The sequence below is a fragment of the Streptomyces yamdrokensis genome (assembly GCF_053890455.1).
On the sequence record NZ_CM132679.1, the window covers coordinates 3,282,829 to 3,302,807 of the forward strand.

Below are 19,979 nucleotides of genomic sequence, written 5' to 3' on the forward strand. Positions count from 1 at the left end.
GCCGGCGCCCCTCGGAGAGCTCAGCCGAACTGCACCGACCTCTTGGCCAGCCCCAGCCAGAACCCGTCGATCACCGACTGCTGCGTGTCCAGGTCGCCGGCGGCGTCGGCCGCGCCCATGGTGACGAAGAGCGGTGCGAAGTGTTCGGTGCGCGGGTGGGCGAGCATGCCCGCCGGGGACTTGTGGGCGAAGTCGAGCAGCCCGTCCACGTCACCGGCGTCCAGCGCGCGGCGCCCCCAGTCGTCGAACTCGGCCGACCACCTGGGGATGCCGCCCTGCCGCAGCGCGGCCAGGTTGTGGGTGAAGAACCCGGAGCCGATGATCAGCACGCCCTCGTCGCGCAGCGGCGCGAGCCTGCGCCCGACGTCCATCAGCTTCACCGGGTCCAGGGTCGGCATGGAGACCTGGAGCACCGGTATGTCGGCCTCGGGGAACATCTCGACCAGCGGGACGTAGGCACCGTGGTCCAGCCCCCGGTCGGGAACGTCCTGCACCACAACGCCGGGGGCACGCAGCAGTTTGCGTACGGAGTCGGCGAGCGCGGGAGCGCCGGGGGCACCGTACTTCACCTGGTAGTAGTGCTCGGGGAAGCCCCAGAAGTCGTAGACGAGCGGAACCGTCCCGGTGGCGCCGAGGGCGAGCGGGGCCTCCTCCCAGTGGGCGGAGACGACGAGGATCGCCTTCGGGCGGGGCAGTCCGGCGGACCAGGCGGCCAGCTCGCCGGGCCAGACGGGGTCGTCGGCCAGGGGCGGGGCGCCGTGACTGAGGTACAGCGCGGGCATACGTTCCTGAGTGGCGGCGGTCATGGCTGCGACTCCTTCCGGCGATCGGTGCGGATCCGGCTGGCGAGGCGGCTGAAGCTTTTACTTGAAATCTCAACCTCTAATCCGGACCCTACCGCAGGTTTGTTTAACATTCAAGAAGAAGGGTCGTAAAATGGAACGTATGACGACGGCACCCACTTCCGCAGCGGCACCGGGCCCGGAGCCCGGCCCGGCGGACACCGACGAACCCCGTTGGCTCAGCCCCGGGGAACAGCGCGTCTGGCGCTCGTACATCGAGGCCAGCACCCTCCTGGAGGACCACCTCGACCGCCAGCTCCAGCGGGACGCGGGCATGCCGCACCTCTACTACGGTCTGCTGGTCAAACTCGCCGAGGCACCGGAGCGGCGGCTGCGGATGACCGAGCTCGCGATGCTGGCGAAGATCACCCGTTCCCGGCTCTCGCACGCCGTGGCCCGCCTGGAGAAGAACGGCTGGGTGCGCCGCGAGGAGTGCCCGTCCGACAAGCGGGGCCAGTTCGCCGTCCTGACGGACGACGGTCACGAGGTGCTGCGCCGTAACGCGCCGGGTCACGTGGAGGCCGTACGGCAGGCGCTCCTCGACCGGCTCACCCCCGAACAGCAGAAGTCCCTCGGCGAGATCATGCAGATCGTCGCCGAGGGACTCCAGCCCAGCGAAGCGGGCGCGGACCTGCCCTGGCTCCGCTGAGCGCGAAGCCGGGGCAGGTCCTGGAAGCCGTACGGACGAGGCGTCCCCTCCCCGACCGTACGGATGGCCGGTGACCCGAAGGGGTGACGGTCAGTGGGCGATGACCGGCACCGCCATCTCCTCCTGGGCGGCCTCACCGGCGCCCTCACCGGAGGAGCCGGTGACCGTGGTCCCCGGACGGCCGGCGTTGACGAAGGTCAGGGCGATGGCCGCCGCCGCGACGAGGATTCCGACGGCGAACCAGATCGCGCTGGTGTAGCCCTGCACCATGCCCTCGAGCTGCACCAGCTGCTGCTGGGACCGGCTCGTGGCGCCGCCGAGGTGGTCGGCGACGTAGGACGTGGTGGCCGAGGCCGCGATCGTGTTCAGCAGGGCCGTACCGATCGCGCCGCCCACCTGCTGCGAAGTGTTGACCATCGCGGAGGCGACACCGGAGTCCCGGGGCTCGACGCCCTGGGTGGCCAGCGACATGGCCGGCATGAACGCCGTACCCATACCGAGGCCGAGCAGCAGCATGCCGGGCAGCAGGACGGCGGCGTAGGAGGTGCCGACCTCCAGCCGGGTCAGTATCAGCATGCCGAGCGCGGCGACCAGGAACCCGGGGCCCATCAGCAGCCGGGGCGCGACCCGGGTCATCAGCCGGGCGCCGATCTGGGTGGAACCCGTGATCATGCCCACGATCATGGGCAGGAACGCGAACCCGGTCTTCACCGGCGAGTAGTTCTGCACGATCTGCAGGTAGTACGTGAGGAAGAGGAACAGGCCGAACATCGCGATGATCGCCAGCCCCAGCGAGAGGTAGACCCCGCCGCGGTTGCGTTCGGTGACCACGCGCAGCGGCAGCAGCGGCGCCTTGACCCTGGACTCGACCACCACGAACGCCAGGAGCAGGACGACCGACGCGACGAACATGCCGATCGTCAGCGAGTCGCTCCAGCCCTCGGACTCGGCGCGGGTGAAGCCGTAGACGAGCGTGACCAGACCGAGGGTGGACAGCACCACACCGGGCATGTCCAGCGGCGAACGGTTGCGGCCGCCCCGCGGCTCACGGATGACGAAGTACGCGCCGATCGCGGCGACGACGGCGAACGGGATGTTCACGAAGAACGTCCAGCGCCAGTTCAGGTACTCGGTGAGGAAGCCGCCGAGGATCAGGCCGACGGCGCCACCGCCACCGGCGATCGCACCGTAGATGCCGAACGCCTTGGCGCGCTCCTTGCCGTCGGTGAACATCACCGCGAGCAGGGACAGCGCGGCCGGCGCGAGCAGCGCGCCGAACACGCCCTGCAGGGCACGGGCGCCGAACATCATGGCCTCGTTGGTGGCGGCTCCGCCCAGCGCGGAGGCCGCCGCGAAGCCGCCCAGACCGAGCACGAAGGCCCGCTTGCGGCCCCACAGGTCGGCTATCCGCCCGCCGAAGAGCAGCAGTCCGCCGAAGGCGAGGGCGTAGGCGGTGACGACCCACTGCCGGTTGCCGTCGGAGATGCCCAGGTCCTGCTGGGCGGAGGGCAGGGCGATGTTCACGATGGTGGCGTCCAGGACGACCATCAGCTGGGCGAGCGCGATGAAGACGAGCGCCTTCCAGCGGTTGGCATCCGGTACGCCGTTGGCATCCGGTACACCGGGAGCCTTCGAGGCTGTTTCAGACATGGGGGTACCCACTTCGGGACTTCGGGACTTCATGACGGAAGAATTCAGGGTTTGCAACGAAAAAACGGTGTCGTCGGGAAACGACTCGTCCACGGGACGGCCGCTGAGACGCCTGTAGAGGTGGTCGGATCTTGGTCAGGGATCGTTCAGATCATCCAGATTGTTCAACTTGTCCGGCGAATCGTTCAGTTCGCGCGCAGGTCCTCCACGGTGACGGCCGCGCCCGGCAGGGAACTGCGGGCCGGGGCCCGCATTCCGTCCAGGAACAGCTGAAGATGGCGGTGGACGAACCGGTCGACGTCCACGCATCCCGTGCCGGCGGGCGGCCGGCTGAGCTGGGCGACGCCGACCAGCAGATCACCGAAGTCCACGTCGCCACGGAGCTGACCGGACGCCTTGGCGCGGCCCATCATCCGTACGACGAGCGCCTCGAGGCGTACACGCGCGGCCTCCAGATCGGGGTGGTACTGGTCGAAGGCGGTGGAGAGCATCGGGCACAGCGCGCCGATCCGCTCCTCGGCGGCGGTGTGCGCGAATCGCTCCAGCGCCTCGAAGGCGTCCCCGGCCCCGGCGAGCAGTTGCTCGGCCGCCTCCGACGTACGGTCCATCACGGAGCACACGACCTCACGCACCAGCGCTTCGCGGTCGGGGAAGTTGCGGTACACCGTGGCATTGCCCACGCCGGCCCGGCGGGCGATCTCGTCGAACGGCGCGTCGGCACCGCACTCGACGAACATCTCCCGGGCGGCGGTGACGATCCGTTCCCGGTTGCGCAGGGCGTCGGCGCGGGGCCGGGGCGCCTTGTGCGGCGCGGAAGCGGCGGTCTGCACGATGCACTCCTGGGTCACTGTCACTGCTGCTGGTTCCACCGCGGCTGATTCCACTGCGGCTGGTCCTGCTGCTGTTGGTCCTGCTGCTGTTGGTCCTGCTGCTGTTGGTCCTGCTGCTGTTGGTCCTGCTGTCGGCACCGCTGTCGCGATCCGGAAAAGAAGTCCCCGTTTCGCGCGAACACAGGATCTAAACGGGGAAGCAGTCCCCGGTTATTTCCCTCCAACGGCAGCTTCCATGGTGAGCTGAGTCACATTCCCCGCGTGCCTGTCGGAGCCCTCGCACGATCGGCCCCTCCAGCGCGCGCCCGCGCACCCCTCGGCGGAGGGTGATCGAAAGGGTGCAGCCGGAGACCGGTGGCTGCCGTGCGAAGCGGAGGTTCCCCGCATGCAGCCGCAGTCGACCAGCAGCCGGATACCCCCGCGCCGGCTGGCCGCTCTGGCGTCCCTGACCGCCCTGACCCTCACCGTCGCCCCCTCGGCCGGCAACGGCCACCTCTCCCCGTACCTCTCGGCCCCCGGCGCCGGACCGGGCGCCCTGTCCCGCTCCTCCGCACACGGCCCCTGCATGATCGGCAGCGCCCGCGAGGTCCAGATGTCGGAGGGCATCCCCACGATCACCGGGTACGCCCGCTCCACCGGCACCGTCCGCGCCCTCACCCTCATGGTCGACTTCTCGGACGCCCCGGGCGAGGGCAGGGCCCTCGACCGTTACCGGGAGTTCTTCCCGCAGACCCAGCGGTGGTTCCGGACCAGCTCGTACGGCCGCCTCGACTACCGTCCCGAGATCCCGGTCCCGGACTGGCTGCGAATGCCCAAGTCGTTCCAGGAGTACGGCATAGAGCGCGGCGCCCCCTTCGACCCCGGCTACCGCGAGCTGGTCGACGACATCGTGGCCGCGGCGGACCCGAAGGTGGACTTCCGTGCCTACGACCTGGTGAACGTACTGGTGACCCCGAACGCGGGCCCCTCCGCCCTGGACACGGTCCTGTCCGTCACCTTCGCCGGCAACGCGGAGGCCCCGACCGCGGACGGCGTCCCCGTCGCCAACGCGTCGTTCGTCTACTCCCGCCAGGACGACGGTTCCGGCTCCCTGGACCGCACCGGCTACCGCGTCCTCCCGCACGAGAACGGCCACGTCTTCGGCCTGCCCGACCTCTACACCGCCGAGGGCGGCGGGGCCGTGGGCCACTGGGACATCATGAGCGAGGACTGGGGCGCCAACAACGACCTGCTCGGCTGGCACAAGTGGAAACTGGGCTGGCTGGACGCCCCCCAGGTGCACTGCGCGGCGGGCACCGGTACCCAGGAGTACGCCCTGACGCCGCTGGCCGAACGGGGCGGCCCCAAGCTCGTCTTCCTCCCGCTGGACGCGCGGTCCGGATACGCCGTCGAGTTCCGCACCCGCGCCGGAAACGACGAGGCCGTGTGCCGCCCCGGCATCCTCGTCTACAAGGTCGACGCGGACGTCGACACCGGCATGGGGCCGATCACGGTCTTCGACTCCCGTCAGGAGAGCGGCGGTTGTACCCGCAGCCCCAACGTCCACGCGGAACTCTCCGACGCCCCCTTCGCTCCCGGCGAGACCTTCGTCGACCGCAGGGAGGGAATCCGGGTGACGGTGCTGGAGACGAGGGGTTCGGACCCGGGCCCGGACTCCGGTGCGGACACGGCACCGGCCGCGGGGGCGGTCCCGGCCTCGGCCCCGGACGTGCCGGTGTACCGGGTGCGGATCACCCGGACCTGAGCCGGAACCTTTCCGCCGGCAGGGTTCGGGCCGCAGGGTTCGGCCGGTCGGACACTGTCCGGCGAAGTCGCGCGGGCCGCGGTGGCCGACGGTGTGCAACTGCCGTCCACGGAAGTCCGAACGGCCGGCAGCGGCGGGCGGGAAGGGGCGCCATCAGGTGCCGGTGGCGCTGACGGCGGCCCGGGTGCGCCGGGTACCCGAGTCGGTCTCGACGCGCAGGTATGCGCCGTCCCGGTGAACGTCCAGGACGCGTACGGGGCGGCGCACTGGAGGTTCGTACCGCTGCTCGTACTCGGTGAGGTGTCCGACCACATGGTGTGCGCCCGGGTACGTCTCCCCTGACTGAAGGGGCCTCGGCCGCCCCGGCAGGGAGGGATGTGCGGCCAAAGAGAACGGACGCGGGGACTCCCGGCTGTGCTGCCGGGCGCCGCCCGGCGCGGACCGGGCGTCGAGGATGACGAAGTCCGCGCCCGGGCGGCGAAGGTGGTGACCGGCGGCCGGGCCAGGCTCGCCGCCGGTCACCACCACGTCGCATGCCCGTGTTGCGGGGCGCAGCGTCAGAGGCGCCTTCCGTCGGTGGTCAGTGTGGACGGGGTGAACTTCCTGCGCCAGGCCAGGGACACGTAGACCAGGCCGATCAGGACCGGCACCTCGATGAGCGGGCCGACGACGCCGGAGAGGGCCTGGCCGGAGGTGACGCCGAAGGTGGCGATGGCCACGGCGATGGCCAGTTCGAAGTTGTTGCCCGCCGCGGTGAAGGCGAGGGTGGTGGTCCGGTCGTAGGCGAGGCCGATCGCCTTGCCGAGGGCGAAGGTGCCGAACCACATCACGGCGAAGTAGACCAGCAGGGGCAGCGCGATGCGGGCGACGTCCAGCGGCTGCGAGGTGATGGTCTTGCCCTGCAGGGCGAAGAGGACGACGATCGTGAAGAGCAGGCCGTACAGCCCCCAGGGGCCGATCTTCGGCAGGAAGCCGTTCTCGTACCTCTCGCGGCCGAGCTTCTTCTCGCCGACGCGGCGGGTGAGGAACCCGGCCAGCAGCGGGACACCGAGGAAGACGACGACGTTCAGGGCGATCTTCCACATCGAGATGTCGAGGTTCTCGCCGTCGCCGAGGCCCAGCCAGCCGGGCAGCAGGTCGAGGTAGAACCAGCCGAGCAGACCGAAGGCCAGGACCTGGAAGACCGAGTTGAGGGCGACCAGGACGGCCGCCGCCTCGCGGTCGCCGCAGGCCAGGTCGTTCCAGATGATGACCATGGCGATGCAGCGGGCGAGACCGACGATGATCAGGCCGGTGCGGTACTCGGGCAGGTCCGGCAGGAAGATCCAGGCCAGGGCGAACATGACCGCCGGGCCGGCCACCCAGTTGACGGCCAGTGAGGAGATCATCAGCTTCCGGTCGCCCGTGACGGCGTCGAGCCTGTCGTAGCGGACCTTGGCCAGGACCGGGTACATCATGATCAGCAGGCCGACGGCGATGGGCAGCGAGATGCCGCCGATCTCCACCTTCGCCAGGACGTCGTTCAGTCCCGGGATGGCGCGGCCCAGGCCCAGGCCGAGGACCATCGCGAGGAGGATCCATACGGCGAGGAAGCGGTCGAGCGTCGACATCTTCGCGGCGATCGACGTTTCCCCGCCGGTGGTCGCGGGTGCTTCGGTGCGGGTCACGGACAGGCCCTCTTGTTCTCGGCGGCGTTGCGGGCGGACTCGGCCAGGTCGGCGAACCGGCCGGCGAGCGTGGCGAGGACGTCGGGGCGCAGCTTGTAGTACGTGTAGCGGCCGCACGGCTCCGTCTCGACCACCCCGGCCTCGCGCAGCACCCGCAGATGGTTGGAGAGGTTGGTCTGCCGGGCGCCGGTCTCCTCCACCAGGTGGGTGGTGCACAGCGTCTCTTGGGCGAGCAGGGTCACGATTCGCAGCCTGAGCGGGTCGGCCAGCACCCGGATCAGGTCAGTGTCGACTGACGTCATCATGGGCTGATACTCTCACATCAGTGGTGGCTGACACCACCGGGTGCCGACCTCACGTGCACCTGATTCCGTCGTGAGACAAGAGAGACCTCTGATGTCCGACAAGCCCTCCGTGCTCTTCGTCTGCGTCCACAACGCCGGCCGCTCCCAGATGGCCGCCGCGTGGCTGAGCCACCTGGCCGGGGACCGCGTCGAGGTCCGCTCCGCCGGCTCCACACCCGCCGACCGGGTCAACCCGGCCGCCGTCGAGGCCATGCGCGAGGTCGGCATCGACATCTCCGCCGAGACCCCGAAGATCCTGACCGTCGACGCGGTCAAGGAGTCGGACGTCTGCATCACCATGGGCTGCGGCGACACCTGCCCGGTCTTCCCCGGCAAGCGCTACCTGGACTGGACGCTGGAGGACCCGGCCGGCCAGGGCGTCGAGGCCGTCCGCCCGATCCGCGACGAGATCAAGGCGCTGGTCGAGGACCTGATCGAGGAGATCGCGCCGGAGAAGACGGCATGAGCAACGATGAGGTGCGCGACGTCGTCGTCATCGGCTCCGGCCCCGCCGGATACACCGCCGCCCTCTACACCGCCCGCGCGAGCCTCAAGCCGCTCGTCTTCGGCGGCGCGGTCCTCGTCGGCGGCTCCCTCACCACGACCACCGAGGTCGAGAACTTCCCCGGCTTCCCCAAGGGCATCGACGGCCCGGACCTCATGCAGAACATGCGGGCCCAGGCCGAAAGGTTCGGCGCCGAGATCGTCGAGGACGACATCGTCGCCGTCGACCTGACCGGCGACATCAAGACCGTCACCGACACCGTCGGGACCGTGCACCGGGCGCGCGCCGTGATCGTCGCGACCGGTTCCGGCTACCGCAGGCTCGGTCTGCCGAACGAGGAAGCGCTGTCCGGGCGTGGTGTGTCCTGGTGCGCCACCTGCGACGGCTTCTTCTTCCGCGACCGCGACATCGTGGTCGTCGGCGGCGGCGACACCGCGATGGAGGAAGCCACCTTCCTCACTCGCTTCGCCAGGTCCGTGACGATCGTGCACCGCCGGTCCACCCTGCGCGCCTCCCAGGTGATGCAGAACCGCGCCTTCTCCGACGACAGGATCTCCCTCCTGTTCGACAGCGAGATCGCCGAACTCCACGAGCAGAACGGCATGCTGTCCGGCCTGAGCGTGCGCGACACCGTCACCGGCCAAACGCGCGAGGTGGCCGCGACCGGCCTGTTCATCGCGATCGGCCACGACCCCCGGACCGAGCTGTTCAAGGGCCAACTGGAGCTGGACGGCGAGGGCTACCTCAAGGTCGAGGCCCCCTCGACGCGGACGAACATCCCCGGCGTCTTCGGCGCGGGCGACGTCGTCGACCACACCTACCGCCAGGCCGTCACCGCCGCCGGCTCCGGCTGCGCGGCCGCGCTGGACGCCGAGCGGTACCTGGCGGCCCTCGCCGACGCGCCCGCACCGGTCGAGGCCGTCGCCGTCGCCGTCTGAGGCATCCGCCCCACGCGCAGGAGGAAAGACATGTCCCTCAAGAACGTCACCGACGACTCCTTCGACCAGGACGTCCTGAAGAGCGACAAGCCCGTGCTCGTCGACTTCTGGGCGGCCTGGTGCGGCCCCTGCCGGCAGCTCGCCCCCTCCCTGGAGGCGATTGCCGCCGAGCACGGCGACAGGATCGAAATCGTCAAGCTGAACATCGACGAGAACCCGGGCACCGCCGCGAAGTACGGCGTGATGTCCATCCCGACGATGAATGTCTACAAGGACGGCGAAGTCGTCCGGACGATCGTCGGCGCCAAGCCGAAGGCCGCGCTGGAGCGCGACCTGGCCGACTACCTCGGCTGAGCCGCCGGCCGCACACGACGAAGGACCGGCGCCGCAGGGGCCGGTCCTTCGTCACGGGCCTGGCGCACGGGACGCGGGGTCACACCCGGTTGAGGGCGTCCGCCGCCAGTGCGCCGACCGCCGGGTCCAGGATCGCGCGCACCCTGTTCAGGCCGTCGTAGTTCACCGAGTACCAGGACCAGGTGCCGCGACGTTCACGGTTCAGCAGGCCCGCCTCGGTCATGATCTTCAGGTGGTGGCTGACGGTGGGCTGCCGGAAGCCCAGGCAGTCGGCCAGGTCACAGACGCATGCCTCGCCGGCCGGGGCGTGCTCGATGATCCGGAAGATCTGCAGCCGCGTGGGGTCGGCGATGGCTTTGAGCATGAGGGCGAGGCGCTCGGCCTCCTCACGCTCGATGAGCAGGCACGCGAGGCCGGGGCTGCAGGTGTCGTCCTTCGCCTCGTCAGATGCCCTGGCGGCGCTCAATTCAGTGATGGCCATCTATTCACCATAGGTCGGGGCCCGACCTGCACCGTGTGTTCGAAGCCACACCCGAAGGGTTGTTCACCAAGCGTTCACCTTGGTTTCCGGCTACCCAAAAAATAGATAGATGTCTATTCTCGGTGGCGGGACAGGTGCACGACCCGTCGACCGAGGAGCCGCCCCGTGGACGAGCAAAGCCCTCTTGGCCCGGGCCGTCGGGCCCGGCCGCTGCGGGACATCGGCCCCGTACTCGAACGCGTCACGGCTCGACTGGCCACACGGCACAGCAGAGCTTTCTCCCGGGAGACCGTCGAACGGTATGTCGAGGAGTGCTCCTGGCTGCTGTCGGCGAAGGATCGCGTCGGAATCCATCTGCCCGTCCTGGTCGAGCGGCTCGCGGACCAGCGGCTCGGCGCCCTGGCCCGCGGGATGGGACTGTCACCGAAGCCGGTGCCCGAGGTTCTGTTCGTGTGCACGGAGAACGCGGGCCGCTCCCAGCTGGCCGCAGCGCTGATGCGGGACCGGGCGGGGAAGACGATCCGGGTGCTGACGGCCGGGTCAAAACCCGGCACGGACATCGCCTCCGTCGTTCTGCGGCTGCTCGCCGAGCAGGGTCTGGACGCGGGCGAGGAGTTTCCCAAGCCGCTGACCGCCGAGGTGGTGGACGCCGCTGATGTCGTCGTCACACTCGGGTGCGGTGACGCCTGCCCGGTCCGGCCCGGGCGCCGCTACCTGGACTGGGACCTGCCGGATCTGAGCGGCCTGGACATCGAGAGCGCCCGGGCCGTGCGGGACGCGCTGGCGGCGCGGATCGACGCGCTGGCGCGGGAACTGCTGCCGGCCGGGGCACCGCGGGCATGAACCGTCGGGTGGGGCAGGGCGCGCCGGGGCGTGGGCCGGCGAGGAGAACCGACCGACGGGGGCACCGCCATGCAGCCCGCCGGCCGGAGTCTGTCGGGGCAGCTCGTTCTCACGGGTCCGCGTCGGTCGGGCACAGGGAGATCAGGGTGCGGGCCTCGGCAGGCGTGCCCACGGTGATGATCTCCACCAGGGTGGTCGGGGCGGTCGTGAAGGCCGGCCACCATTCCTGCGCCTCGGGCGGGAACCGCACGCGGACCCTCGCGGACAGCCACCGTTCGTGGTGGAGGAGTGTGCCGGCCGCCGGAATGTGGTGCCGCCCGTGGACGGTGCCCCAGCGGGGTGGCGCGTGGCCCGCGCGGGCAGGTCGATGTACGAGTCCTCCTCCTCGGGCCCTGCGTCCACCGGCCGCTCGCCCCCACCCGTTCCTATCCCGTGGGCGTCGGCGTGGCCGACGGGTCGGCGCCCGCCTCCCGGGAGCACGTGGAGCCGCACTCCAACCGGTATCCCATGCCGCGGATGGCGTCGATCGTGCAGCAGCTCTCTCCCTCGACCCGCAGTTTGTGGCGCACCCTGCGCACATGCACGGTGAGGGTGTTGCTGTCCGGCGCTTCCGTGCCCCACAGGGCCCGCGTGAGCTCGCGACGGCTGATGACCTTGTTGGGCCGCTCCATGAAGTAGCGCAGCAGCAGGAACTCACGGACCGGCAACTGCAGTGACCGGCCGCGGACGTAGACGTGGAAACCCGCCGGATCGAGCTCGATGTCTCCGACCGACAGGGACGCCGCGGAGCCGTCGCCGTCGTCCCGGCCGGACCTGAGGAGTGGAGCGATCTCCTCGATCCGGTAGGGGCGGGCGACGAACGCGATCGCTCCGGCCGTCACCGCGGCCGTCGCTTCCGCCGCCCCGTCCGGCCCGGCTCCCACCAGAACCGGTACCGGGTGAAGCCGGGCGATCAACTCGGTGACCCGCGCGGCGTCCACCAGCGGCAGCGGGGCGCCGAGCAGGACCGCACGCGGCCGGCGGACACCGGCCTGCAACAGGGCCTCGGCACCGTCGTGGCACAGGAGCGTGCGGATGCCGGCGCCCTCGAAACGGCTGAGGGCCTGAACCGCGAGCTCTTCGTCGGGCTCGGCCAGCAGCAGGTCCGGGGACCTGCTGTCGCCCGGGCCGCCGGGAGAGCCGGCCGCGGTCTGCGGTGGTGCTGCATCGGGTGTCACCCGCGGTACTCCTTCACGTGTGGTGCGTAAAGGGGCGGACGTCGGACCGGTCATCGGTCAGCCGAAGCGGCCGGAGATGTAGTCCTCGGTGCGCTGGTCGGAGGGGTTGGAGAAGATCCGCTCGGTCTCGTCGTACTCGACGAGGCGGCCGTGCCGGACGCCCTTGTCGTCGACGTCCGCGGTGAAGAAGGCGGTGCGGTGCGAGACGCGTGCGGCCTGCTGCATGTTGTGCGTGACGATGACGATCGTGAACTCCTCGGCCAGGTGCTCCATGAGGTCCTCGATCTTCGCGGTGGCGATCGGGTCCAGGGCCGAGCAGGGCTCGTCCATGAGGATCACCTCCGGCTTGACCGCGATGGTGCGGGCGATGCACAGCCGTTGCTGCTGGCCGCCGGAGAGCGCCAGCGCGGAGGCCTTGAGCTTGTCCTTGACCTCGTCCCACAGCGCGGCGTGCGTGAGGGTCTCCTCGACCAGGTCGTCGAGATCGCCCTTGAAGCCGCCCACCCGGGGGCCGTACGCGATGTTGTCGTAGATCGACTTGGGGAACGGGTTGGGCTTCTGGAAGACCATGCCGATGCGGCGGCGCACCTCGATGGGGTCGACGTCGCGGCCGTACAGGTCCTCGTCGTGGTAGCGGATCTTTCCGGCCACACGGGCCGTCGGGATGAGGTCGTTCATGCGGTTGAAGCAGCGCAGCACGGTGGACTTGCCGCAGCCGGACGGGCCGATCATCGCGGTGATCTGCCGCTGCCCGATGGTCATGTTGACGTCGCGGACGGCCTCGTGGTCGCCGTAGAAGACGGACAGGCCGCCGACCTCGAAGACGGGACTGGCCAGGTCAGGCGCCTCGCGGAAGCTGACCTGCGGGGTCTTGGTGCCGCCGCGGGCGGCGTCGGAGTCAGAGGTCATGGCGGTCTCCTGCACAGCGGTCACTGGCGTCTCTCGGAAGCTGGAGGTCTCGGGCACGGCGCTCACCACCGGCGGCTGTAGCGGTTGCGGAGCCAGATCGCGGCGGCGTTCATCACCAGCAGGAGCGCCAGCAGGAGGATGATCGCGGCGGCGGCCAGGTGGTGGAACTCCTCGCGGGACTGGCTGATCCAGTTGTAGATCTGGACCGGGAGCACGGTGTACTCGCTCTGCAGCCCCTCGGGGTTGAACATGACGAAGGTGACCGCACCGAGCATGATCACCGGTGCTGCCTCACCGATCGCGCGGGACAGCGCCAGGATCGATCCGGTCGCGATGCCCGGCACGGCGGCGGGGAGCACCTGGCGCCAGATCGTCTGCCACTGGGTGGCACCCAGGGCGAGCGACGCCTGCCGGATGGACCTCGGGACGGCCCTGATCGCCTCCCTCGACGAGATGACCACCACGGGCAGCACCAGCAGGGACAGCGTCAGCGAGGCGGTGAGCACCGTGGTGCCCAGCGCGAACTGCCGGGCGAGCAGGCCGAGTCCGAGGATGCCGTAGATGATCGACGGCACCGCGGCCAGGTTCTGGATGTTGACCTCGATCAGCCGGTTGTACCAGCGTTCCTGGTCCGCGTACTCCTCCAGATAGATCGCCGCCATGACGCCGGTCGGCAGGCAGAACAGCGCGGTGAAGGAGATGACCCAGATCGTGCCGAAGATCGCCGACTGGGCGCCCGCGTTCTCGGGGCGGCGGATGGAGGGGAAGTTGGTCCACAGCCGGGAGTCCAGACGCGGCCACGCCTCGACGACGACGTACGCCAGCAGGGAGACCAGGAAGACGATGCCCAGGGCGAGGCAGGCGAGCAGCAGCCAGCGGAACAGGGTCTCCCCCGGCCTGAAGCGCGGTCCGGCCAGTGTTCCGCGGTCTGCCGCCGCTGCCGGTGTCATGTCCTTGACGGGGGCGGTCATTCGTACACCTCCCGGTACTTGCGGACCAGCCGGATACTGATCAGGTTCATCACGAAGGTCGCCAGGAACAGCAGCGCGCCGACGGCGAAGATGGTGTTGTAGGAGATCGAGCCCACCGGGACGTCGCCGGAGGCCGCGCGCGCGATGAACGCGGTCATGGTCTCCATCTCGCCCAGCGGCCTGATGGTGAAGTCGGCGCTCACACCCGCCGCGATGAGCACGATCATGGTCTCGCCGACGGCCCGGGAGACACCGAGGACGCAGGCGGCGACGATGCCGGACAGGGCGGCGGGGACGACGACGCGGACCGAGGTCGTGCGCTTGCCGGAACCGAGTGCGAAGGAGCCCTCGCGCAGTGCGTGCGGCACCGCGGACAGCGCGTCCTCGGTGAGCGAGGCGATGGTGGGCACGATCATCACGCCCATCACCAGACCCGCCGCCAGTCCGTTGCGGACGTCGGGTGTCCAGTCGCTCGGCAGGATGTCCTTCAGCAGCGGAGTGATGAAGGCCAGCGCGAAGAAGCCGTAGACCACGGTGGGGATGCCGGCGAGGACTTCCAGGCTGGGCTTGAGCCACGTGCGGAGCCGGGGGTCGGCGTACTCGCTGAGGTAGATCGCCGCGCCGAGACCGACGGGCACGGCGATGAGCAGGGCGATGCCGGTGATCACGAGGGTGGCGGCGACCAGGGGCAGGACGCCGAAGTGCTTGTCGGCGAACAACGGTGTCCACTCGGTGCCGGTGAGGAACTCGGACAGGCTCACCGTGCGGAAGAAGTCCACGGCCGGGGGGATCAGCGAGACGACGATCCCCACGGTGGTGGCGACCGACACCAGGGCCGCGGTCAGCAGCAGTCCCTTGATCACGGCTTCGCCGTAGCGCGGACGCGTCCGCCGCAGGGACCGGGAACCGGCCCCCGCGGCGGACGAAGTGGCGGAGCCGGTCACTTGGCGGCTTCCTTCAGCGTCGCCAGGGCCGCCTCGAGCTCCTTCTCCTGCTCGGCGTTGAGCGGGATGAACTCGGAGTCCTCGGCGATCTTCTTGTGGTTCTCGACGTAGTACTCGACGAAGTCGACCACCTCGGGCCGCTGCAACGACTTGGCCGAGGGGTAGATGAACAGCTGCCGGCCCAGCGGCTTGTACGTACCCTCCTGCACCGTCTCCACGCTCGGCGTGACACAGCCGCCACCGCCGTCGACCTGGAGCAGCTTCAGCTTGTCCGCGTTCTCCTCGAAGTAGGAGAAGCCGAAGTAGCCCATGCCGCCCTTGGTCCCGGACACGCCGGTCACGGTGACGTTGTCGTCCTCGCTGCCGCTGTAGTCGGTGCGCGAGGCGCCTTCCTCACCGTTGATGGCGTCGGTGAAGTAGTCGAAGGTGCCGGAGTCGGTGCCCGCGCCGAACAGCTTCAGCGGCTCGTCCGGGAACTCGGGATCGACCTGGTTCCAGTTGTTCACCTTGGAGCCGGGCTCCCAGATCTTCTTGAGCTGCTCCACGCTCAGGCATTCGGCCCAGTCGTTGTCCTTGCTGACCACGACGGAGAGGCCGTCGTTGGCGACGGAGAACTGCTGGTACTCGATGCTGTTGTCCTTGCAGGTCGCGATCTCCTCGTCCTTGATCGGACGGGAGGCGTTGGAGATGTCGGTCTCACCGACGCAGAACTTCTTGAAACCGCCGCCGGTGCCGGACGTGGCGACCGTGACCCGGACCTTCGGCTGTTCCTCGGCGTAGAACTCCGAGGCCGCGCTGGTCAGCGGAGCCACAGTGCTGGAGCCGTCGACCTTGACCGCGCCCGACAGTTCGTCACCACTGCCGCCCGAGCCGGCGTCGCCGCCGCCGCACGCGCTCGCAGCCAGCATCACAGCAGCCGTCAGGGCCAGGGGTGCCTTGGCCCGGCGCAACGTAGTGGAAAGGTTCACGACTCTCGACCCTCGTGTCTGCCGGCTCCCCGGCGTTCTGGATCAGGGCGCCTGCGCGCTCCGTTCGGACACCATGGATAGAAGTCTGGCTATATGAACACACGGTGTACGAGAGGCCCTTGACGGGTGAACGATAGCCACCCATCTATATAGACTGATCTTGTTTCAAGGTGGCGGTGGCAGGAGTGGAGGGCTCGAGTGACCGGCGAGGAGAACTTCAACCAGTGCTTCGTCCGTGCCTCCGCCGTCACTGATCCCGTCGCCAGGGCCCGGCCGGCCCGCTGCGGCCTGCCCACTGGTGCCGGCGAGCGCAAGTGGGAACAGTTCGGCGACCGCTTCGACATCGCCAAGGAACCCGACGAGCCCGACCGGCACGGCCGGGTGGTCGAGATCGACCCGTACGGCCCCGGATCCGCCCCGCACAGGCGCACCGCGCTCGGCCGCTTCAAGCACGAGGCCACCGAGCCTCGCCTGACCGCGGACGACCGCGTCGCGCTCCACATGGGCGACGGCGAACGCTTCGACCACCTCTACAAATACGTCTGCGAGCACGTCTGCAAGAAGGGCACCGGCCGCACCGCCCGCGAGCACAACATGCGACTGCTGGACGAAGGCACCCTGTACGTCGCGAAGTTCACCGGCAACAGCCCCGCCGAGGAGATCGACGGCAGCGGAAGCCTCCCGGCGGACGGCGAGTTCGACGGCGGCGGCCAGTGGATCCCGCTCGCGTCGGGCCCGATGTCACACGTGCCCGGCATGAGCGCGGACGAGGTGGACGTCTTCACCCGCCCGGCCGCCGACAGAGCCGGGGCGACCAAGATGGACCGTCCCGAGGACGTCGAGCCGCACCCGTACACCGGCCGCGTCTACGTCGCGCCGACCAACAACAGGGACCGCGGCGCCGCAGGCAAGGCCCGCCCCGACGAGGCCAACCCGCGCGCCGGCAACAAGCACGGTCACATCCTGGAGCTGGAGGAGCGGCGCGGCGACGCGGCCGCGCTGTCCTTCGCCTGGCGCCTGATGCTGGTCTGCGGCGACCCCGACGACCCCTCGACGTACTTCGCCGGTTTCGACAAGAGCCGGGCCAGCCCGATCTCCTGCCCCGACAATGTCGCCTTCGGCGTCCACGGCAATCTGTGGATCGCCACCGACGGCAGCGCGCCGGGCTCGAACGACGGCCTCTTCGCGGTCCCCGTGAAGGGGCCCCGGCGCGGGCATGTGAAGCAGTTCCTGACCGTCCCGGTCGGTGCGGAGTGCTGTGGCCCGATCATCACCGGGGATCGCATCCTCGTCGCGCCCCAGCACCCGGGTGAGACGGACGGCGCCACGGCCGAGAGCCCGGGATCCGCGTGGCCGGACGGCCCGGGGAGCATTCCGCGGCCGTCGGTCGTGACGGTGTGGAAGGACCAGAACCGCCAGATCCTGTACCGGTCCGGTCCGTCTGATCCCGACGGGCGCATTGCGGCGGGTGGAATCAACGGCGGCCGATCGGCGACCAGTGGTCCAGGCAGGTCAGCAGGCCGTCCAAATCGCCCCCCTTGTGCGGCATGGCCCAGGCAGCCGTCGGGGCGGACGAGTCCCCGCGTAACGCCCGGCCACGGGCTCTGTCCGCCGAACCGGTGGACAAAGAGCAGGCCGACCCGCCCGCCAGGACCGGGGAGAGCCGTTCGTCCGGCCGGAGGGATGGTGGCCCGGACAGCAGCAGGTGCCAGCCCGGTGCCGCCGTGCGCGCCTGCCCGCGCCTCCAGGGTGCGGGGCTGGACGGCAAGCGCCCGCGACTCCCACACCCGGTCGCGGGGACGGTCGACGATCCTGAACCGGGCACCGTACCCGCGCAGTTGCGCGGCGAGGGCAAGACCGGTCGGCCCCGCTCCCACCACCAGGACGTCCGGTGGTGCCGTCATGGATCCACGGTAGTGGGGGCGGGACGCGCGTGAGATCGTTCGGCGCGCCCCGCGTCGAGCCTGTGCCCCGCTCCGACGAGAAGGGGGCCGAGCGAGCCTTGACGCTGCGGTCAGCGTGAGCGGCTGAGCCGGGACAGGACGTGTGCGGCGTCGCGTCCGACGCCGCGCAGGGTGTTGGAGGAGAAGCTGCGCTGGAACTCGATGCCGACGAACCCGAGCCCGGGGGCGGTGGCGATGCCGCCGTGGTGCCGGGGCCGGCCGTCGGAATCCAGGGCGTCACTGCCGTTCAGGTAGGGGAAGGTACGGCGGTATCCGGTGGCCCAGACGACCGTGTCGACGGATTCCTTGACGCCGTTCGCCCACACGACACCGTCCAAAGTGAGGCGGGTGAACATCTCGCGCCGCTCCACGCCGTGGGCGGTGAGAGCCGCTCGGTAGCGGCCGTCGTCGAGGACGGACACCGGCATCCTCTCCAGCGGCCGGCTCAGCGGAGCGATGTCGAAGCCGGTGCGTCGGAGCCACCAGTGCACGTCCCGGCCCAGCGGACGCTGCTTCATCCAGCCGATCGGCCGCCGGGTTGCCAGCGTGGTCGCGGCGACCGCGCCGAGTTCGGCGGCGATCTGGATGGCCGAGTTGCCGCCGCCCACGACCACGACCCGCTTGCCGGCGAACGGTTCGGGGTTGCGGTAGTCGACGGCGTGCAGCGACCGCCCGGCGAACTCCTCGCTCCCGGGCACGTCCGGCGTGTACGGGCTGCGGAAGGCGCCGGTCGCGGCCACGACCGCACGTGCCGTGAACTCGGCACCGTCAGCCGTGCGCACCACCCGGGCTCCGTCGTGGGGCAGCACCGAGGTGACGGCGGTGGAGGTACGGATGTCGGCGTCGAGGCGGCGGGCGTAGGCGCGCAGGTAGCCGACCACCTCGTCCCGGACCGGGTAGCGGTCGCCGTCGACGTCGACAGGAAATCGCATGCCGGGCAGTGAGGAGTACCGGGCGGGGGAGAACAGGGTGAGGCTGTCGTAGTAGTGCGGCCAGGACCCGCCGACCTGTTCGGCTGCCTCCAGGACGAGGGTGCGGGCGAAGCCGTGACGGGGCGCGAGAGCGGCGGTGGCGAGACCGGACTGACCGGCGCCGATGACGATGAGGTCGGCGTGGTGCTCCATGAGACCCTTCTCCTTTTAACGTCGTTGTTTCGGGAAGTGACGAAATATGAGCCGTGAAGCGGTACCGGAGAGCAGTGGCGTGAGCGAGGGGGTCGACCTGGCGACGGCCGACTTCCTCAAGGCCCTGGCGAGCGAGACCCGCCAGTTGGTCATGCGGCAGTTCGCGGGCGGCGGTGAGCTGACCGTCGGGCAGATCGCCGAGCGGTGCGGCCTCAAGCCGTCGACCGCCTCCGAGCATCTGAGCCTGCTGCGCCGCGGCGGCCTGGTCCTCTCCCGCAAGGAGGGCAAGCAGGTCTTCTACCGCGCCGACGGGGCCACCATGGCGGGCCGCCTGGACGCGCTCAAGGAGTACTTGCTGCGCTGCTGCCCGCCCGACCGCGGTGACTGACCGCCGCCGTCCCGGCGGCGGTGGTCAGCCGCGCAGATCGAGCATGGCGGACATGGCCGCCACCACGGACGGGGCGACCTGGTAGTAGACCCAGGTGCCGCGCCGCTCGGAGGTCAGCAGGCCGGCCTCGCGCAGCTTCTTCAGGTGGTGGGAGACGGTCGGCTGGGAGACGCCGACGTCGGAGATGTCGCACACGCACGCCTCCCCGCCCGGATGGGAGGCGATCTTGGAGAACAGCCGCAGACGCACCGGGTCCGACAGGGCCTTGAACATGGTGGCCATCTTCTCCGCGTCCGCCGGGGACAGCTCCCCGGCCGTGATCGGCGGGCAGCACGGCACCGCACTGCCCTCCTGGAGGACGGGCAGCTCCACAACCTCTGACTTCGGCATGCGTCTATGTTGACACTCGTCGATACGGGTGGCAAGCTCCAATGCATCGACAGACATCGAAGCAAGGAGTCGCCATGACTGCCGCTCCCCGTACCGTGCTCACCGTGGCCCGCGCCCGCCGCGCCGCGCCGCCCGCCATCTGATCCGGTGCCAGGTTCTGTGACACCTGTGCCCAGGTCAGCGACAGCGCCGCCCGGGCGGAAGAATTCCGGCAGCACATCCGGCTGACCGCCTTCACCCACGCGCTGAACCCCTTCGCCCCTTGAGGAGACCGAGCA

21 protein-coding genes and 3 pseudogenes are annotated in these 19,979 nt (G+C 70.0%); 8 read left to right on the forward strand and 16 right to left on the reverse strand.

Annotation, left to right across the window (positions count from 1 at the left end):
- Positions 1 to 20: 20 nt before the first annotated feature.
- Positions 21 to 806: a dioxygenase family protein gene (locus ACWZEH_RS14235; RefSeq protein WP_456198645.1), complete on the reverse strand. Its 786-nt coding sequence runs from the start codon at positions 804 to 806 to the stop codon at positions 21 to 23.
- A 139-nt stretch (positions 807 to 945) separates the two neighbouring features.
- Between ACWZEH_RS14235 and ACWZEH_RS14240 the strand changes: the two genes are divergently transcribed.
- Positions 946 to 1,491, forward strand: coding sequence for a MarR family winged helix-turn-helix transcriptional regulator (locus ACWZEH_RS14240; RefSeq protein ID WP_456198647.1), 546 nt, complete (start codon positions 946 to 948; stop codon positions 1,489 to 1,491).
- Between the two features lie 90 nt (positions 1,492 to 1,581).
- Here the strand turns inward: ACWZEH_RS14240 and ACWZEH_RS14245 are convergent, their stop codons facing one another.
- On the reverse strand, positions 1,582 to 3,141 hold the full coding sequence (locus ACWZEH_RS14245) for an MFS transporter (RefSeq protein WP_456198649.1): 1,560 nt from the start codon (positions 3,139 to 3,141) through the stop codon (positions 1,582 to 1,584).
- Between the two features lie 185 nt (positions 3,142 to 3,326).
- Positions 3,327 to 3,971 carry a TetR/AcrR family transcriptional regulator gene (locus tag ACWZEH_RS14250; protein ID WP_456198650.1) on the reverse strand — a complete coding sequence of 215 codons (645 nt, stop codon included), beginning with the start codon at positions 3,969 to 3,971 and terminating at the stop codon, positions 3,327 to 3,329.
- 385 nt (positions 3,972 to 4,356) lie between these two features.
- Here ACWZEH_RS14250 and ACWZEH_RS14255 point away from each other — a divergent pair, with 385 nt between their 5' ends.
- On the forward strand, positions 4,357 to 5,715 hold the full coding sequence (locus ACWZEH_RS14255; RefSeq protein ID WP_456198652.1) for a M6 family metalloprotease domain-containing protein: 1,359 nt from the start codon (positions 4,357 to 4,359) through the stop codon (positions 5,713 to 5,715).
- A 54-nt stretch (positions 5,716 to 5,769) separates the two neighbouring features.
- Here the strand turns inward: ACWZEH_RS14255 and ACWZEH_RS14260 are convergent.
- The 3 genes and pseudogenes from ACWZEH_RS14260 to ACWZEH_RS14270 form a co-directional block, all read right to left on the reverse strand.
- A pseudogene (locus ACWZEH_RS14260) lies at positions 5,770 to 6,270 on the reverse strand (NAD(P)/FAD-dependent oxidoreductase); the annotation flags it as partial.
- A gap of 2 nt (positions 6,271 to 6,272) precedes the next feature.
- The gene (arsB, locus tag ACWZEH_RS14265) at positions 6,273 to 7,382 is read right to left on the reverse strand and encodes an ACR3 family arsenite efflux transporter (RefSeq protein ID WP_456198653.1); all 1,110 of its coding nucleotides are present in this window, start codon (positions 7,380 to 7,382) and stop codon (positions 6,273 to 6,275) included.
- Positions 7,379 to 7,687, reverse strand: coding sequence for an ArsR/SmtB family transcription factor (locus tag ACWZEH_RS14270; RefSeq protein WP_456195488.1), 309 nt, complete (start codon positions 7,685 to 7,687; stop codon positions 7,379 to 7,381). The genes arsB and ACWZEH_RS14270 overlap by 4 nt, the downstream gene beginning before the upstream one ends.
- Before the next feature lie 91 nt (positions 7,688 to 7,778).
- On the opposite strand from ACWZEH_RS14270, the gene ACWZEH_RS14275 reads away from it, so the two are divergent.
- From ACWZEH_RS14275 to trxA, 3 genes are read left to right on the forward strand one after another with little or no spacing between them, the layout of a single operon-like run.
- Positions 7,779 to 8,192 carry an arsenate reductase ArsC gene (locus ACWZEH_RS14275; protein WP_456195490.1) on the forward strand — a complete coding sequence of 138 codons (414 nt, stop codon included), beginning with the start codon at positions 7,779 to 7,781 and terminating at the stop codon, positions 8,190 to 8,192.
- Positions 8,189 to 9,169: a thioredoxin-disulfide reductase gene (gene trxB, locus ACWZEH_RS14280; protein ID WP_456198655.1), complete on the forward strand. Its 981-nt coding sequence runs from the start codon at positions 8,189 to 8,191 to the stop codon at positions 9,167 to 9,169. Before ACWZEH_RS14275 ends, trxB begins: the two co-directional genes overlap by 4 nt.
- 30 nt (positions 9,170 to 9,199) lie before the next feature.
- Positions 9,200 to 9,523, forward strand: coding sequence for a thioredoxin (gene trxA / locus ACWZEH_RS14285; RefSeq protein WP_456198656.1), 324 nt, complete (start codon positions 9,200 to 9,202; stop codon positions 9,521 to 9,523).
- Positions 9,524 to 9,602: 79 nt separating this feature from the next.
- Here the strand turns inward: trxA and ACWZEH_RS14290 are convergent, their stop codons facing one another.
- A complete protein-coding gene (locus tag ACWZEH_RS14290) occupies positions 9,603 to 10,004 on the reverse strand; it encodes an ArsR/SmtB family transcription factor (protein WP_456198658.1) in 402 nt (133 codons plus the stop codon).
- A 165-nt stretch (positions 10,005 to 10,169) separates the two neighbouring features.
- Between ACWZEH_RS14290 and ACWZEH_RS14295 the strand changes: the two genes are divergently transcribed.
- Positions 10,170 to 10,847, forward strand: coding sequence for an arsenate-mycothiol transferase ArsC (locus ACWZEH_RS14295; protein ID WP_456198660.1), 678 nt, complete (start codon positions 10,170 to 10,172; stop codon positions 10,845 to 10,847).
- 109 nt (positions 10,848 to 10,956) lie between these two features.
- Here the strand turns inward: ACWZEH_RS14295 and ACWZEH_RS14300 are convergent, their stop codons facing one another.
- The 6 genes from ACWZEH_RS14300 to ACWZEH_RS14325 all read right to left on the reverse strand — a co-directional run bounded on the left by ACWZEH_RS14300 (position 10,957) and on the right by ACWZEH_RS14325 (position 15,856).
- Positions 10,957 to 11,097 carry a hypothetical protein gene (locus ACWZEH_RS14300; protein ID WP_456198661.1) on the reverse strand — a complete coding sequence of 47 codons (141 nt, stop codon included), beginning with the start codon at positions 11,095 to 11,097 and terminating at the stop codon, positions 10,957 to 10,959.
- 175 nt (positions 11,098 to 11,272) lie between these two features.
- On the reverse strand, positions 11,273 to 12,064 hold the full coding sequence (locus tag ACWZEH_RS14305) for a winged helix-turn-helix transcriptional regulator (RefSeq protein ID WP_456198663.1): 792 nt from the start codon (positions 12,062 to 12,064) through the stop codon (positions 11,273 to 11,275).
- Positions 12,065 to 12,121: 57 nt separating this feature from the next.
- The gene (gene pstB / locus ACWZEH_RS14310) at positions 12,122 to 12,973 is read right to left on the reverse strand and encodes a phosphate ABC transporter ATP-binding protein PstB (protein WP_456198664.1); all 852 of its coding nucleotides are present in this window, start codon (positions 12,971 to 12,973) and stop codon (positions 12,122 to 12,124) included.
- A 62-nt stretch (positions 12,974 to 13,035) separates the two neighbouring features.
- A complete protein-coding gene (gene pstA / locus ACWZEH_RS14315) occupies positions 13,036 to 13,944 on the reverse strand; it encodes a phosphate ABC transporter permease PstA (protein WP_456198666.1) in 909 nt (302 codons plus the stop codon).
- Positions 13,941 to 14,888 carry a phosphate ABC transporter permease subunit PstC gene (gene pstC / locus ACWZEH_RS14320; RefSeq protein ID WP_456198668.1) on the reverse strand — a complete coding sequence of 316 codons (948 nt, stop codon included), beginning with the start codon at positions 14,886 to 14,888 and terminating at the stop codon, positions 13,941 to 13,943. The genes pstA and pstC overlap by 4 nt, the downstream gene beginning before the upstream one ends.
- Positions 14,885 to 15,856, reverse strand: coding sequence for a PstS family phosphate ABC transporter substrate-binding protein (locus ACWZEH_RS14325; RefSeq protein ID WP_456198670.1), 972 nt, complete (start codon positions 15,854 to 15,856; stop codon positions 14,885 to 14,887). The genes pstC and ACWZEH_RS14325 overlap by 4 nt, the downstream gene beginning before the upstream one ends.
- A gap of 186 nt (positions 15,857 to 16,042) precedes the next feature.
- Here ACWZEH_RS14325 and ACWZEH_RS14330 point away from each other — a divergent pair.
- Positions 16,043 to 17,278: pseudogene (locus tag ACWZEH_RS14330) on the forward strand (PhoX family protein); the annotation flags it as partial.
- Between the two features lie 380 nt (positions 17,279 to 17,658).
- Here ACWZEH_RS14330 and ACWZEH_RS14335 read toward each other — a convergent pair.
- Both ACWZEH_RS14335 and ACWZEH_RS14340 read right to left on the reverse strand, forming a co-directional pair.
- Positions 17,659 to 17,760 (reverse strand): annotated as a pseudogene (locus ACWZEH_RS14335) (FAD-dependent monooxygenase); the annotation flags it as partial.
- A 110-nt stretch (positions 17,761 to 17,870) separates the two neighbouring features.
- Positions 17,871 to 18,923: a flavin-containing monooxygenase gene (locus tag ACWZEH_RS14340; RefSeq protein ID WP_456198671.1), complete on the reverse strand. Its 1,053-nt coding sequence runs from the start codon at positions 18,921 to 18,923 to the stop codon at positions 17,871 to 17,873.
- 46 nt (positions 18,924 to 18,969) lie between these two features.
- Here ACWZEH_RS14340 and ACWZEH_RS14345 point away from each other — a divergent pair, with 46 nt between their 5' ends.
- Entirely contained in the window at positions 18,970 to 19,311 is a 342-nt protein-coding gene (locus ACWZEH_RS14345) for an ArsR/SmtB family transcription factor (protein ID WP_456198673.1), read from the forward strand.
- Between the two features lie 24 nt (positions 19,312 to 19,335).
- On the opposite strand, the gene ACWZEH_RS14350 is transcribed toward ACWZEH_RS14345, so the two are convergent.
- Positions 19,336 to 19,701: an ArsR/SmtB family transcription factor gene (locus ACWZEH_RS14350; RefSeq protein WP_456198675.1), complete on the reverse strand. Its 366-nt coding sequence runs from the start codon at positions 19,699 to 19,701 to the stop codon at positions 19,336 to 19,338.
- Positions 19,702 to 19,979 lie beyond the last annotated feature (278 nt).